Consider the following 15788-nt stretch of genomic DNA (forward strand, 5'->3'; position numbering starts at 1 on the left):
CTAGTCCGACGCTCGGCTTCCTGCCAGCCGGTCGCGCAGACTCTTCGGTCGAATGTCGGGCCAGTTTTGTTCGATGTAGTCCAGACATGCCGCGCGGTCAGCTTCGCCGTGTACGACCCGCCAGCCGGCTGGGACATCAGCGAACGTCGGCCACAGGCTGTGCTGCTCCTCGTCGTTGACCAAGACGACGAAGCTGCCGCCGTCGTCATCGAACGGATTGGTGCTCACCGGGTCTCCCGACACTCTCGTCAATATGGGTAGAACAAGTTCCAAACCATACTTTGTGGGTATGACCCATGTCACGAAGTTCGGTGTGACTCACATCACGAGCAGCAACCTTTTGTGCAGTCACGCACGCTTGTGACAGGGGTGGCCACCCGTTTCTCTCAGATGACAGGGTTAGGTTCGCCTTGGAGGCATTTCGCTTCCGCGCCGTCGCGAAGCCGATGTGGAGGCGGAATCTGCCTACGGTCGTTAGTGCCGCGTGCCAGCAAGCACGGGACGTCAGCGGTGCTGGCCTCGCCGAGCGAAATCCTCCAGCCGGTCGGCAGCATCCGCTGCACTTTTGGCAGGTTCGGTAATCCGGGTGGCAAGCTCACGCGCCCGAGCCACGTAGTCGGGGGCAAGGATGGCGCGCAGGTCGGCGACCAAGGACTCCTCGGTGACAGTGGAAAATCGCCGGGCGGTGCCCACCTTCAGCCGTTTGACCGCAGCTCCGTAGATCGCGTGAACGAGATCCCAGAACAGGATCAGCTGGGGCACTCCAGCGCGCATGCCGATGGGCGTGGTGCTCGAGCCACCGTGGTGAACGACCGCGCGGCAGGCGGGGAAGACGGTCGCATAGTTCATCAGGCCGACCACTTTGACGCGCTCGGAATGTGGCGCATCGCTGAAGTCGGTGCCGGCGGCGCCGACCAGAGCCCGCTCCCCTAGCCGCGCGCAGGCCGCGTCGATCATCGCGATCGTGTCGGCCGGAGACTCGACCGGAATGCTGCCGAAGCCGAAGAAAATCGGCGGCGTGCCCGCGGCGATCCACGACGCGACCTCGTCATCGGTCTCGGTGGCCAACTCCAGCGTCAGCGTCCCGACGAACGGCCGCTGGTCAGCCCATTGCGCCCATTCGGTCGCGAGCCCGGGAAAGCACGCCTCGTCATACGCCTGGACTTCCAGCGACCCGTTTTCGGTGATCCGCCACGGCGCCGACCTCGTCGCCTGCGGTAGGCCCAGTTCGCGGCGCTGAGCGTCTTCGGCCTTCTTCGTCCCGCGCCACGACATCCACCAGAACGCCCGGACCACCGCACGGCCCAGCGGTGCCGGCAGGAAGGGCAGGACCCGCGCGTTCGGCCGCAGCGGGAAGTAGTGCAACGTGGCCATCGGGATGCCGTAATGCTCGGCGACGTTGGAGGCCGCGTCTTCGAAATTGATGCCGCTGAAGAGCAGGTCGGCCCCGTCGGCCAGCGACATCAACGTCGCGCTCATATCCTGCCAGCCCTGGAACAGCGGACCGGATATTTCGCCACGCGCCCTGGCCATCCGCCGGAGTTTCCACGGGCTACTGAAGAAGCACGTCCAGTAGTCACGGTGCGCGTCCAGAATCGACCGCGAATTCGGCCCGAACCCGACGGTGTCGGGCACCGCCGCCTTGGTGAATTCGACGAGGTCCGGCGGAACCGCCATGGACACGTCATGCCCACGACGCACCAACTCGCGGCCGACGGCCGCAGTGGGCTCGATATCGCCGCGACTACCCCAGGTTGCCAGCACAAACTTCATCGCGGATGTACGACCGTCGCCGAGCTGCCGCTACTGCGCGGCGCTCAAGGCGAGAAATTCGCCGAGATACCGCGGTGACTTCAGGTTGAGCAGACGCGTGCGGTCTGCCTTGAGATCGGCGTAGGTGAGCGCCGCGACCTGCTCCGGCGTGTAGGGCAACGTCGACTCCGGAGTGCCCTTGCGAACGAATCCGACGCCCTGATCGCACTTGAGCACGCCGACCACCAGATCGGGGCGTGTGCTGCGGAGTTCGACGATGGATTTCCACACGTCGCCGTTCCAGATGCCGATCTTCAACGGGCCGGACTGCTGCGCCATGAATTCGTCCCACGAGTCTGCGCGGCGGCCGGCCAGCTCGAACGGCGGGTTGCAGTCGTGCAGGAAGATCACGCCGTCGTCCTTCAGATAACGCACGGTGTTCTCGACGTCGCGCACCACCTGTTCGTAGGTGTGCAGCCCGTCGATCAGCGCGACGTCGACGGGGTGCTGCTCAAGCAGAGCCGCCTCGTTCTCGAAGAAGGCATCGCTGGTGGTCTCGAAATACTCAACGACCCGGCCCTTGGCGTTGGCCAGTTCGCGGGTGCGCTCGGTCAGCCGGAACGCCGGATCGACGGCGAATTTCACATCGGCGCTGATCCGCTGGAAGGCCTGCCCGCGGGACACCCCGATCTCGAGGTAGACGGGGTTGGACCGCATGGCCAGCGCCTGCTGGACGGCCCTGATCCGGTTCACGCCTGGCATCGCGTCCGCCAACATGACCAGGCCGCTGTTGAAACTGACGCCGTTGATATTCACGCGTGGTTCCTACCACAAAGGGGTTGCGCAACATGGGGGTTTCGGCTCACTGGTTGTTGGGCGTAAGAATGGTCGGCTATGTCACGTTCATTCGAGATCGTCAGCGAATCGGCCGCCAGCGTCGAGGCGATTCACGCGGCGTTCGGACGCGAGGACTACTGGGCGGACCGGCTGGCCGGCGATGCCGCGTCCACCCTGGACTCGCTGATCGTCGACGATGACGGTGCGGTGGAAGTGCACATCACCCAATACCTCGGCCGCCAGATGCTGCCCGGCCCGCTGGCCAAAGTTGTCGCCGGTGACCTGAAACTCCACTACCGCGAGACATGGCGCGCAGCCGGTGACGGCCGCGTGCGAGGTGAGGTCAATGTGTCGGCCGGTGGCTTCGGGTCCAGCCGCGCGGAGAACTGGCTGGCCCCGGCGGGCGCCGCTTCGCAGCTGCGCTCGGCGGTCAGAGTCGAGGTCAAAATCCCCTTGGTGGGCGGCCAACTCGAGAAGTCGATCGGCGCCGGCTTGGCCAAAAGCATCCCGTCGACCCTGCGCTACACCACCAAGTGGATCGCCGAACACGCATAAACCCCCTCTTATTGACGTGCGCGAATGTAAGAATGCCTCGACCAACAGACGCGTCCGCTCAGTTAGTAGGTAGTGATCTTGCGCCAGGCGCACAGCGTTAGCCCTACCGAGAACCAGCAGACTCAGCGCTCAGAACCGAAGGCATTCCGCGCGGATATCGAGGGCTTGCGTGCTGTCGCCGTGCTGGCCGTCGTCCTGTTTCACGCTGCGGTGCCCGGTATCAGTGGCGGCTTCGTGGGTGTCGACGTCTTCTTCGTCATCTCCGGCTTTCTCATCACCGGACTGCTCTGGCGCGAGGTGAGCAGCACGGGTTCGGTACGGCTGCACAACTTCTACGGCGCACGCGCCCGCCGACTGTTGCCGGCCTCGGCCGCCGTCGGCGTCGTCACGATGGTCGCGTCGGCGATCCTGTTGCCGCCGTTGCAGGCTCAACCTGCGATCAGTGACGGTATCGCCAGCGCGCTCTACGTCAGCAACTACCAATTCGTCCTGCGGGGCGTCGACTACTTCAGCAACCACATCGCGCAATCGCCGTTCCTGCACTACTGGTCACTCGGCGTCGAGGAACAGTTCTACCTGGTGTGGGCACCGATGTTGCTGGGCACGGTGTGGCTGATCCGGTTGATGCGCCGTGCGCGGCGTCGACCAACCGCGGACGTCACCACCTCGAAACGCCCGTTCATCGTGTTGCTCACCGTGGTCGCGACGGTGTCGTTTCTCCTGTCGTTTCTGGGCAGCTACATCCTGCCGGCGGCGGCGTTCTACTCGCTGCCGACCCGGGCCTGGCAGCTGGCTGCCGGCGGGCTGGTGGCGCTGACTGCCGTTGGATGGCAACGCCTTTCGCCGCGATCCGCCGCCGTCGTCGGGTGGGCCGGGCTGGCGTTGATCCTGCTGGCCTGTGTCTGGCTGAGGCCAACCACGCTGTATCCGGGTGTCGCCGCTCTCCTACCGACAGTCGGCGCGGCACTGATCATCGGCGCCGGTTGTTCGACACCGAACCAGGGCACCGGCCGACTCCTGGGCGTGCCGCCCATGCGCGCGATCGGTCGCATCTCCTATTCGTGGTACCTGTGGCATTGGCCGGTGCTGGTCCTCGCACCGTTCGTGTTGGGCCACTCACTGAACCTGGCCGAGCGAATCATCGCGGCGGTGCTATCCGCCGGGCTGGCGTGGCTGACCCTGCGCTACCTGGAGAACCCGCTGCGGTTCTCGCCGAAGATCCGCAATTCTGGGTGGCGGAGCCTAGGCCTCGGCGCGGTCGCCACCGTCATCGCGGTCTGTGTCGGCCTCGGACTTCTGAAGGCAGTGCCCACGCCGGTCGGGCACGGCGCGGCCGCGGCACCCATGAACATCACCGGCGTTACCGTCCCCAACGGCTCCCCTGTCGGGGCGTACGACCAAGCGGTACACCAAACGTTCGCCCAGGTGCAGGCCGCAGTCGTCGCATCGGCCGACCTCAAAGCCGTGCCCGCCAACCTGGCGCCCCCGATCTCGGAAGCTATCGCCGAGAAGCAGGGCCTCTCGTTCAACGGCTGCCTGCGCGAACCTTTCGAAAGCGGACAGCCCGAATGCGCCATGGGCGATACCTCGTCGCCGACGACGATCGCGCTTGTCGGTGACTCGCACGCCGCCATGTGGACCCCGGCCTTCCAGCGGGCCGCCACCGAGCGACATTGGCGCCTCGAGCTGATGGCCAAGGGCGCTTGCCCGTTGCTGGATATCCCGATCACCAATCCGCTGAGCCGCATGGCTGAGCTGTTCGCGCACTGCGCGGAATGGCGCGATCAGATCATCAGGCGGCTGGAAACTGAGCGACCACGGCTGATCGTGCTGAGCCTTTGGCACGGCTACGGAACCACCGAATCCCTCTCGGGCTACCAGTCCTACGACGCCGCGTGGACCAACAGCCTCGCTCGCCTGGTGCAGCGACTGCGCGCCACGGGTGCGCGGCTGCTGGTGCTCGGTCCGATCCCGGACCCCCACTTCCACGTGCCGGCTTGCCTATCCGGGTATCTCGACGACGTATCAGCCTGCACACCGACTCGATCGGCCGCGGTCAACGAGTCGGGTATCGCCGCCGAAGCCGCCGCGGTCACAGGGGGCGGCGGACAGTACGTCGACACCTCCGACTTGTTCTGTACTGCCGATCGCTGCCCGGTCATCGTCGGCAACACGCTGGTCTATCTCGACGAGAACCACATGTCCCAGACGTACGCGCGGACCCTGGCCCCGGTGGCCGCGGCCCTCGCAGACCGCGCCCTGGCGCAGAAGTAGTGAGAAGGGCCCGGTCTAGCCAGATGGAGAATCCACGGTTTCGTCCGGACATCGAGGGGCTGCGCGCCATCGCGGTGGTGGCCGTCGTTCTGTTTCACGCTGAGGTGCCAGGTGTCGGCGGCGGATTCGTCGGCGTCGACGTGTTCTTCGTCATCTCAGGGTTCTTGATCACCGGACTGCTATGGCGCGAGGCCAACTCCACCGGCACGGTTCGGCTGCGTGGCTTCTATGGTGCCCGGGCCCGCCGGCTGCTGCCGGCCTCGGCACTCGTCGGCATTGTCACCGCGATCGGCGCGGCGGTGCTGCTGCCACCGCTACAGGCCCGCACCGCCTTCGGTGACGGTATCGCCAGCGCGCTGTACGTCAGCAATTACCGGTTCCTTCTGCAGGGCGTCGACTACTCCGCGCCTTACCTCCCGCCGTCGCCCTTCCTGCACTACTGGTCCCTCGGCGTCGAAGAGCAGTTCTACCTGGTGTGGCCGGCGCTGATCCTCGGCACAGCGTGGCTGATCCGGCGGGTGCGCAGGGCGCACCAGCTCCCAAGAACTCAAGCGACCGCCTCCCAACGTCCCTATCTGGTGGTCCTTGCGCTGGTCGCCGCTATCTCCTTGGCACTGTCGCTGGTCGCGTCGTACTGGGCACCGTTTGTGGCGTTCTTCTCGTTGCCCACCCGCGCCTGGCAGTTGGCTATCGGCGGGTTGATCGCACTCACTGCCGGCCAGTGGCGCCGCTTATCGTCGCGAGCCGCCGCGATCATCGGGTGCGCCGGGCTGGGCGTGATCCTGGTGGCCTGCAACCAGTTGAGCGCCACCACGCTGTATCCCGGTACCGCTGCACTGTTACCGACCCTCGGTGCGGCCCTGGTCATCGGTGCCGGCTGTGCCGCGCCGGCTCAGGGGTGCGGACGCTTACTCGGACTGGCACCCATGCGCGCCATCGGCCGCATCTCCTACTCGTGGTACCTGTGGCACTGGCCGGTCCTGATATTCGCGCCGCTGGTGGTCGGCCACTCGCTGGGGTTGGCCGGCCGGCTGACCGCGGCCCTGCTGTCGGCCGGGCTGGCGGCACTGACCTTGCGGTTCGTCGAAAACCCGCTGCGCTTCGCCCCCAAGGTCCGCGATTCGCCGTGGCGCAGCCTTGGGCTGGGCGCGGTGGCGACCGCCGTCGCGGCCGTGGTGGGGGTAGCGCTGCTCGTTGTGGTGCCCACACCGGTCGGGCGCGGCGCTCCGGCCGTGCCGCTGAATTTCACCGCACTGCCACCGCCATTCGCACGCTCGGACATCGCGGCCTACGACGACGCGGTGAAGCAATCGTTCGCGCAGGTACAGGCCGCCGTCGCAGCATCGGCCGACCTCAAAGCCATTCCGTCGAATCTGCAACCGCCGCTGGCCGACGCGGCAGCCGAGCTCAACGACATGTACCGCAGCGGGTGCATGCTCAGTGGGTGGCAAGTCGCGCCGCCTGCTTGCGCGTCGGGCGACACCGCATCGACGACGACGGTCGCCGTGGTCGGCGACTCGAATGCCGCAATGTGGAATCAGGGCTTCCGCGCGATCGCCGAGCAGCGCGGCTGGCGCCTGGAGATGGTGGTCAAAGCGGGCTGCCCACTGCTGGACTTGCCCATCACCAGCCCACAACTGCACCGGGAGTACACCGAGTGCGAGCAGTGGCGCAGCCAGGTCGTCGACCGGTTCCGCGACGAGCACCCGAGACTGGTTGTGGTGACCATGTGGCGGCAGTACGGGCCTGACTCTGGTTACACCGCAGACCTCACGTCATACAGCCCGGCGTGGCTCGACAGCCTGACGCGCCTCGTTCGCCAGCTGCGTGACACCGGTGCCCAGGTGCTGGTGCTCGGACCGATCCCGGACCCACGATCGGTTCCGCCGATCTGCCTGTCCGGCCACCTTGACGATGCGACGGCGTGCTCGCTTGCGAGGCCGACCGCGGTCAACGACGCCGGTATCAAAGCCGAGTCCGCCGCCACCACGGCGGGCGGGGGTCAATACGCAGACATCACTGACCTGTTCTGCACCACCGAGCGCTGCCCTGTCATCGTCGGCAACACCCTGGTCTATCTCGACAAGAATCATCTGACGATCGAATACGTACGGTCGTTGGCACCGGTCATCGGAGCGTTGGCGGATCGTGCGCTCGCGCTTGGCTAGTCACGTAAGTAGTCAAAACCAACCCGTTCGCAAAACCACCACTCGCGCCTTGCGCCTGAGTGTAAGAATGCCTCGACTCAATTGACGTGTTCGCTGATTAGGCAGGTAGGTGATCTTGGCTCACGCCGACAGCCTCAGGGCTAGCGAAGAACAGCAAAGTCGGCGCCCCGAAAAGTCGCACTTCCGCCCGGACATCGAGGGCTTACGTGCCATTGCCGTGACAGCCGTCGTGTTGTTCCACGCTGCCGTACCTGGCATCGGGGGCGGCTACGTCGGCGTCGACGTGTTCTTCGTGATCTCTGGGTTCCTGATCACCGGGCTGTTGTGGCGAGAGGTGAGCAGCACCGGCAGCGTTCGGCTGCGGTCGTTCTACGGGGCCCGCGCCCGTCGGCTGCTGCCGGCATCGGCCGCGGTCGGCGTCGTCACGATGGTCGCGTCGATACTGCTGCTGCCGCCGTTGCGGGTTCCGACTGTCTTGTACGACGGCATCGCCAGCGCGCTCTATGTCGGCAACTACTGGTTCATCATCGACAACATCAACTACTTCTCCGACCTCCTGACGCCCTCGCCATTCCTGCACTATTGGTCGTTGGGTGTGGAGGAACAGTTCTACCTGGTCTGGGCACCGCTGATGCTCGGCACCGCCTGGCTCATCAGGCGGTTTCGGCGGAACAAGACTCGCGCCATCAACGCCTCGCGACGTCCGTACCTGATCGTCCTCGGCTTGGTGACCGTCCTATCGTTCGCACTGTCGCTGGTGATCACCTACGTCGTGCCCGCGATGGCGTTCTTTTCGCTGGCCACCCGGGCGTGGCAGTTGGCCATCGGCGGACTGGTCGCGCTGACCGCCATCGGATGGCAACGGCTGTCGCCCCAGGCGGCAGCGATCGCCGGCTGGGCCGGCGTGGGCATGATCGTGCTCGCCTGCGTGTGGTTCACCTCAACGACGCCCTTTCCGGGTACCGCCGCGCTGCTGCCCTCTCTCGGTGCGGTGCTGGTGATCGGCGCCGGGTGCGCCACCCCGTCACAGGGATGCGGGCAGTTCCTGAGCACGTCGCCGATGCGCGCGATCGGCCGCATCTCCTATTCGTGGTACCTGTGGCACTGGCCGGTGCTGGTTCTCGCCCCGTTCCTGCTTGGCCATTCGTTGGGATTGGCCGAGCGGATCATCGCGGCCCTGCTTTCCGCCGGGCTGGCGTGGCTGACCATGCGCTACCTGGAGAATCCGCTGCGCTTCGCGCCGAAGATCCGCGACTTCCCGTGGCGCAGCCTCGGCGTCGGCGCTGCCGCCACCCTCATCGCGGTCTGTGTCGGCCTCGGTTTGCTGCGGGTCGTGCCCTCGCCTGTCGGGCACGGCGCGCCGGCAACCGCGGTCGCCCTCAAGGGTGCGTCGGTGCCCGCGGGTTCGGCCATGGCTGCCTATGACGGCGCCGTCGCGCAGACCTTCGCTCAGGTGCAGGCCGCGCTCGCAGCCTCGTTCGGGAACCGCGCCGTCCCGTCCAACCTCACCCCGCCGCTCACCAATTTGGCGGACGAGCAGGCCGACTACACATACCAGGGCTGCCTGCGCACGCCCTACGAAAGCGGGCAACCCGAGTGCGTCATGGGCGACACCGCCTCGACCACCACGGTGGCCCTCATCGGCGACTCGCACGCCGCGATGTGGACGCCGGCGTTCCAGCAGATCGCCACCCAACGGCATTGGCGGCTGCAAATGATGGCCAAGGAAGCCTGCGCGGTCGTGGATGCGCGGACCGGCGGCGTCTTCAGCAACCTGGTCGAAGACCTTCAGCACTGCCAGCAGTGGCGCGACGAGATCCTGGCCCGGCTCGCGGCCGAACACCCTCGTCTCGTCGTGGTGAGCGTATGGCGGGGATACGGCATCGACGAAACGATGTCGGGCTTCCGCGCATACGACAAGGCCTGGCTGGACGGCATGACCCAGCTGGTGCGGCAACTGCGCGACATGGGCACACCGGTGCTGGTGCTCGGGCCGATACCGAGCCCGCATGCAAATGTGCCGATCTGCGTGTCCGGCCATCTGGACGATGCCGCGGCGTGCTCGCTGTCCCGGTCGGCGGCGGTGGACCTATCCGGTATCAGCGCCGAGGCCCGCGCCACGACGGCCGGCGGCGGGCAGTACGCCGACCTGTCCGATCTGTTCTGCACCACGGAACGCTGCCCAGTCATCGTCGGCAACACGCTGGTCTACCTCGACGTGAGCCATCTGACCCTTCAATACTCGCAGGTGCTGACCCCGGCCATCGCTGCGCTGACCGACCGCGCACTCGCCGTCGGTGAGCAAGACGGATCTAGAAAGTAGTTGACCTTGGCCCACGCCGACAGCCTCAGCTCTGCTGAAGAACAGCAGAGCCGGCACCCAGAACATAAGGAATTCCGGCCCGACATCGAGGGCCTCCGCGCCGTAGCGGTGGCAGCCGTTGTTCTGTTCCACGCCGAGATTCCCGGGGTCAGTGGCGGATTCGTCGGAGTAGACGTGTTCTTCGTCATCTCGGGTTTCTTGATCACTGGATTGTTGTGGCGCGAAGTCAGCACCTCGGGCGCGGTGCGACTCGGGCGTTTTTACGGGGCCCGAGCGCGGCGATTGCTGCCTGCCTCGGCTTTGGTGGGTGTCTTCATCATGGTCTCCTCGGTCCTCGTGCTACCCCCGCTGTCAGCTCGGACCGTCATCGGCGACGGGATCGCGAGCGCGTTGTACGTCAGCAACTATCGATTCGCCCTGCAGGGCGTCGACTATCTGGCGTCCATGGCGCCGCCATCACCGTTCCAGCACTACTGGTCACTCGGCGTCGAGGAACAGTTCTACTTGGTGTGGGCTCCCCTTATCCTTGGCACGACCTGGCTGATCCGGCGCGCACGCCGGAGATCGGTTGCGGGGAGCACGATTTCGCGCCGCCCCTACCTGGTGGCCCTGACGCTGGTCGCAGTCGGATCGTTCGTGCTGTCCCTGGTGGTCACTTTTTGGGCGCCGTCCCTAGCGTTCTTCTCCTTGCCCACCCGGGCCTGGCAGTTGGCCGTCGGCGGGTTGGTGGCGCTGACCACCATTCACTGGCGCCACCTGTCGAAGCGGGCGGCCGAGATCACCGGGTGGGTCGGGCTGGCGCTGATCGTGGCGGCATGCGTCTGCTTTAGCCAGACAACGCTGTATCCAGGTTGGGCCGCCGTCTTGCCCACGCTGGGCTCGGTGCTGGTGATCGGTGCCGGATGTGCGGCACCGACTCAGGGTTGTGGACGCCTACTCAAGGTGCGGCCCATGCAATGGCTGGGCCGCATCTCCTACTCCCTATACCTCTGGCATTGGCCCCTCTTGCTGATGGCGTTGTGGGCGATAGCGCCCGTCACCGGCCACGCCATGGCCCTCGGCGCAGCGGCGATTTTGCTCTCCATCGCGCTGGCCGCGCTCACCTTGCGGTTCGTAGAGAACCCGCTGCGCTTCGCGCCAAAAATCCGCAATTCGCCATTCCGCAGTCTTGCGGTGGGCGGCATCGCCACTGCGGTAGCCGTATGCGTCGGTCTCGCACTCCAGGTACCGAACCCGGTGGGCCATGGCGCGCCCGCCACGGCGCTGACAGTTTCCGCGACTCCCCTGCCTCCCGGCGCGGACATCGCCAGCTACGACGCGGCGGTACAGCACGCCTTCGCCCAGGTGCAGGCAGCCGTCGCGGCGTCGGTCTCCATCAAGGCCGTGCCGTCCAACCTCACGCCCCCACTCGCCGACGCGGCGCAAAAGGGCGATCCAGGCGCACCTCCCGCAGGCTGCATTCTCAGCTATTTCGACGTGGCACAGCCGGAATGCGCAACGGGCGATACCACCTCCTCGACGACGGTGGCTCTGATCGGCGACTCGAACGCCGCGATGTGGAATCCGGCGTTCAAGCAGGTGGCCGAAGAGCGACACTGGCGGCTGGAGACCATGGCAAAGCTCGGCTGCCCCATGCTCGACCTGCCGACCCTCAACCCTGTCCTCGAACGGCCCTACACCGAGTGTGCGCAGTGGCGTAACCAGGTCATCGATCGGCTCAAGACTGAACACCCGCAGCTGATCGTGTTGAGCGTGCTGCGGCGATATGGCGCCAACTACGGGTGGCGGGTCGGTTTCACGACGTATGAACCCGAGTGGCTGGCCGGTGTCACGCGACTCGTCCAACAGTTGCGCGCTAGCGGCGCACAAGTGCTGGTCCTCGGTCCGATCCCCGGTCCACAATCAGGCGCTCCGGACTGCTTGTCCGTGCATCTCGATGATGCGACGGCGTGCTCGACACCCAGGTCGACTGCGGTCAACGCTGACGGTATCGCCGCGGAAGAGGTGGCCGCCAAGGCCGGCGGCGGTCAATACGCCAACCTCACGGACCTGTTCTGTACCACCGCCGTCTGCCCGGCCATCGTCGGCAACACCCTTGTGTACGCCGACCAAAATCACCTGACGCTGCAATACGCCCGGGTGCTGGCTCCAGTCATGAGTGCGCTGAGCGGCCGCGCACTCGCCCACCGTTAGCTATCAGGAGGCTCGTGTTGTCAACGTCAAGATCTGTACTCATCACCGGCGGTGCCGGCTTCATCGGGTCCACGCTCGCGCGCCGTCTCATCGAAGCCGGCTACGAGGTCGCCGTGATGGACATCCTGCACCCGCAGGTGCACGCCGAAGGCGCCACGATCGACCTGCCGCCATCGGTGCGCTTGTTCACCGGCGATGTCACTCACGCCCCTGACTGCGACGCCGTGCTGCGGCTGGTCAAGCCTTCCCAGATCGTGCACCTTGCGGCCGAAACCGGTACGGCGCAATCGCTTTCGGAGGCCACCCGCCACGGTTCGGTCAATGTTGTCGGGACCACGCAACTGCTCGACGCCCTGAGCCGCTGCGGGCATGTGCCCGCGCAGGTGGTCTTGGCATCGTCACGGGCCGTGTACGGCGAGGGCGCCTGGCAGTCCGGCGACCACGTCTTCTACCCGCCGCCGCGCAGCCACGCTCAGCTCGTGGCCGGCGCCTGGGATCCACAAGGTCCTACGGGTGATCCGGCCGTGCCGCTCGCAAGCAACGCGGAGCGGACCGAGCCTCGACCCACAAACATCTACGCAGCGACCAAACTCGCCCAAGAGCACATCCTGGCCGCCTGGACGAGCGCGCACGACACAAAGCTCAGCGTGCTTCGCCTGCAGAACGTTTACGGACCGGGCCAGTCGCTGACGAACTCCTACACCGGCATCGTGGCCCTCTTCGCTCGACTGTCGCTGGCGAAGCAGGCCTTGGAGGTCTACGAAGACGGACGGATCGTCCGCGATTTCGTCTATATCGACGATGTCGTCGAGGCGCTCTTCATGGCGATCGAGAGTCCGGCCGCGCCGTCACGCTACGTCGATATCGGGTCGGGCGTCCCGACCACGATCCATGAGCTCGCACAACAACTAGCGACCATCTGCGGTGCACCCGAGCCGGCCATCGTCGGGAAATTCCGTGACGGCGACGTACGGGCCGCGCGCTGCGACATCGGGCCCGCTACGAACGAGCTCGGTTGGCGTCCCAAGTGGTCGCTCGAGGAAGGTATGCGGGCCCTACTCGACTGGATCGGCAACTAGCCGATCCCCTGCCGAATCAACGACCACAGCTGTCAAGAGATAGGTAATTGTTTTGAGTTTCTCGGTTGCGACGAAGACGTCGCTACTTGGTCCGCGGCAACTCCGCTCACGCTATGGTCAATATTTGTGATCGAGCTTGAAGGCGTAGCAAAGACGTTCGACGGAGACATCCTGGCCCTGCAGGATGTCAGCTTTTCCGTTGCCACTGGATCGGTCTGCGCGCTCCTCGGCCATAACGGTGCCGGAAAGACCACCACGATCAACATCCTCTCCACGTTGATGAAGCCCTCCTACGGCAAAGCGATCGTGGCCGGCTACGACGTCGTCAAGGAGCCGACGAAAGTGCGTGCGTCCATCTCGATGACCGGGCAGATCGCTGCAATCGACTGGCAGCTCACCGGGCGGGAAAATCTCGTGATGTTCAGCCGGCTGCACGGCATGCGCCGCAAAGAAGCCAGACTGCGCGCCGACGAGTTGATCGAGCAGTTCGATCTGACCGACGCCGCCGACCGGAACGTGGTCACCTACTCCGGCGGTATGCGGCGACGCGTGGATATCGCTGCAGCACTTGTAGTTCCGCCGAAAGTGCTCTTCCTCGACGAGCCGACAACCGGCTTGGACCCGCGCAGCCGCCGCAGCGTCTGGGACCTGGTGTCCTCGTTGAAAGCCGGCGGTACGACGGTGCTACTCACCACCCAGTATCTCGAAGAAGCCGACGTACTCAGCGATTCGATCGTGGTGATGAATCAGGGCCGCGTGGTCGCCACCGGGACCGCGGAGGAACTCAAGGGCCGCGTCGGATACAGCTACTGCACAGTGAGCCCCGCCGACCCCGCCGACCTGCACAAGATCCTCGCCGTGGTCGCCGATCTTCAGGACGCTCAGGCCGATGAAGATGCCAACACCGTTTCTGTGTTGGCGCCCAACGGCGTTGCGACACTCAGTGAGGTGTTTCGCCGGGTCGACCAGCTCGACGTTGAGCTGGCCGACATTTCATTGCGCAAGCCGTCCTTGGACGAGGTTTTCCTCCATCTCACGGGGAACGTCACCGCGTGACCGCAGTTGCTGCTCTCACCGAACGGATGGTCCGCAATACGCTGCGCAGCGATTTGCCGTTCGCAGTATTGGCGCCGGCCGGTAACTTCATCATCTTCAACCTGGCGCTGCGCAACGTGATCGACACCGGCGGGATCGGCTATCCCCAATACCTGCTGCCGGTCATCATCGTCCAGGTAACCCTGCTCGGCGCGCTGACGACCGTCGACCGGGCCACCCGGGATCATCAGTCCGAGCTCGGTCTTCGACTTCGCACATTGCCCATCTCGTCATTGACACCGCTGACGGCTCGCATGCTGTACTGCCTCCTCCGCGGCGTGGTCGCCCTCGTCGCCACGATCGTCTCCGGGTATATATTCGGCTTCCGATTGCTCGGTGGCCCTGGTCACCTCATCCTCTTCGTGTTGTTCGTCCTGGCGTTGACCTTGGCGCTATCGCTGGGCGCGGATGCGATCGGGGTCGGGGTATCAAATGCTCAGATCGGAAAGACCGGCGGGTCCAGTCAGATCCTCCTCGTTCCTCAAATGATGCTCACCATGCTGTCTACGGGCATGGCTCCTGTCGACTCGTTTCCCGAGTGGTTGCACGGTTTCGTTCGCTACCAACCGGTTTCGCAGGTGACCGACACCCTGCGCGGGCTCGCCGCAGGCAATGTCGCGGCCAGCAGCGTGGCGAGCAGCTTCGCCTGGTGCCTGGGCCTGCTGGTGGCGTTCGGCGCGGTAGCGGTGCGGATGCAGAGGCGGACCCAGTGACCACCTCCGCGCCGCTGCGCAGCTCGCTGCTCTACGAAAGTTGGGTGTTCGCGCGCCAGCACTTCACTCACTGGCGCGGCAGTCCGCTGGTGCCGGTCCAATCTGTGGTGTTCCCGACCGTCTTGCTGGTTACGTACTATCTGCTCGTCGGCAGATCGGTCATGCGCATCACCGGCACGGACAGCCTTTACGGCCTGGTGCCGACGTGCGCGATCGCCGGAGCGTTCTCCGGGTCGCTCGCAGTAGGGCTTGGCATCTCCTTCGAACGCGACACCGGCCTTCTCAGCCGCATGTGGGCGCTGCCGGTCAGCCGTGCCAGTGCCCTGACGGGCCGGCTCATTGCCGAAGCGGTACGGACCTTGGTGAGCACCGCCGTCATCACCGGGGTCGGCATCGGGCTGGGACTTCGGTTCAAAGGCGGTCCGCTCGAGCTGCTGCTATACCTGCTAGTCCCGGTGATGGTGGTGATGGTGTTCGCGATGGCTGTGATAGCGATCGCGGTGCGGGCCAAGGACGGCACTGTACTGATTTGGCTTGGGCTGCCCGCGATCACCGCCGTATTCGCCAGCTCCGGTTCTCCACCGGTTGAATCACTGCCATCCTGGATGTGGCCGCTGCTGCGTTTTCAGCCAATGGAACCGATCGTGGAGTCCATGCGGACACTCGCTCAAGGTGGCCTTCCATGGTGGCCACTGCTCTGGGGTGTTCTGTGGACGATTGCCGGGGCCGCAGTCGTCGGCCCGCTCGCTGTTCGCGGGTACCGGGCTGCGGCCGAATCCGGGGGCGTCCGCGGCTGACG

12 protein-coding genes are annotated in these 15788 nt (G+C 65.6%); 9 read left to right on the forward strand and 3 right to left on the reverse strand.

Going from position 1 to position 15788, the window contains the following annotated elements; translation table 11 throughout:
- From SLQ31_RS28255 to SLQ31_RS28265, 3 genes are all read right to left on the reverse strand, one after another.
- Positions 1–228, reverse strand: coding sequence for an MbtH family protein (locus SLQ31_RS28255; RefSeq protein ID WP_319437502.1), 228 nt, complete (start codon positions 226–228; stop codon positions 1–3).
- Positions 229–504: 276 nt separating this feature from the next.
- Positions 505–1773, reverse strand: coding sequence for a glycosyltransferase (locus SLQ31_RS28260; protein ID WP_319437503.1), 1269 nt, complete (start codon positions 1771–1773; stop codon positions 505–507).
- Between the two features lie 30 nt (positions 1774–1803).
- On the reverse strand, positions 1804–2568 hold the full coding sequence (locus SLQ31_RS28265; protein ID WP_319437504.1) for a class I SAM-dependent methyltransferase: 765 nt from the start codon (positions 2566–2568) through the stop codon (positions 1804–1806).
- 78 nt (positions 2569–2646) lie between these two features.
- Here SLQ31_RS28265 and SLQ31_RS28270 point away from each other — a divergent pair, with 78 nt between their 5' ends.
- From SLQ31_RS28270 to SLQ31_RS28310, 9 genes are all read left to right on the forward strand, one after another.
- Positions 2647–3144: a DUF2505 domain-containing protein gene (locus tag SLQ31_RS28270; RefSeq protein WP_319437505.1), complete on the forward strand. Its 498-nt coding sequence runs from the start codon at positions 2647–2649 to the stop codon at positions 3142–3144.
- Between the two features lie 72 nt (positions 3145–3216).
- On the forward strand, positions 3217–5418 hold the full coding sequence (locus SLQ31_RS28275; RefSeq protein WP_413643215.1) for an acyltransferase family protein: 2202 nt from the start codon (positions 3217–3219) through the stop codon (positions 5416–5418).
- A gap of 23 nt (positions 5419–5441) precedes the next feature.
- Positions 5442–7586 carry an acyltransferase family protein gene (locus SLQ31_RS28280; protein ID WP_319437507.1) on the forward strand — a complete coding sequence of 715 codons (2145 nt, stop codon included), beginning with the start codon at positions 5442–5444 and terminating at the stop codon, positions 7584–7586.
- 112 nt (positions 7587–7698) lie between these two features.
- On the forward strand, positions 7699–9909 hold the full coding sequence (locus SLQ31_RS28285; RefSeq protein WP_413643230.1) for an acyltransferase family protein: 2211 nt from the start codon (positions 7699–7701) through the stop codon (positions 9907–9909).
- Complete coding sequence (locus SLQ31_RS28290; protein WP_413643217.1) at positions 9910–12102, forward strand: acyltransferase family protein; 2193 nt, start codon at positions 9910–9912, stop codon at positions 12100–12102.
- 17 nt (positions 12103–12119) lie between these two features.
- Positions 12120–13181, forward strand: a complete 1062-nt coding sequence (locus tag SLQ31_RS28295) for an NAD-dependent epimerase/dehydratase family protein (protein ID WP_319437538.1) — start codon at positions 12120–12122, stop codon at positions 13179–13181.
- 126 nt (positions 13182–13307) lie between these two features.
- Positions 13308–14237 carry an ATP-binding cassette domain-containing protein gene (locus SLQ31_RS28300; RefSeq protein ID WP_319437509.1) on the forward strand — a complete coding sequence of 310 codons (930 nt, stop codon included), beginning with the start codon at positions 13308–13310 and terminating at the stop codon, positions 14235–14237.
- Positions 14234–14989 carry an ABC transporter permease gene (locus tag SLQ31_RS28305; protein ID WP_319437510.1) on the forward strand — a complete coding sequence of 252 codons (756 nt, stop codon included), beginning with the start codon at positions 14234–14236 and terminating at the stop codon, positions 14987–14989. Before SLQ31_RS28300 ends, SLQ31_RS28305 begins: the two co-directional genes overlap by 4 nt.
- Positions 14986–15786 (forward strand): ABC transporter permease, encoded by an 801-nt coding sequence (locus tag SLQ31_RS28310; protein WP_319437511.1) that lies wholly within the window; start codon positions 14986–14988, stop codon positions 15784–15786. Before SLQ31_RS28305 ends, SLQ31_RS28310 begins: the two co-directional genes overlap by 4 nt.
- The last annotated feature ends 2 nt before the right edge of the window (positions 15787–15788 follow it).

Source organism: Mycobacterium sp. RTGN5, from assembly GCF_033804465.1.
In the GTDB taxonomy this organism is placed as follows: domain Bacteria; phylum Actinomycetota; class Actinomycetes; order Mycobacteriales; family Mycobacteriaceae; genus Mycobacterium.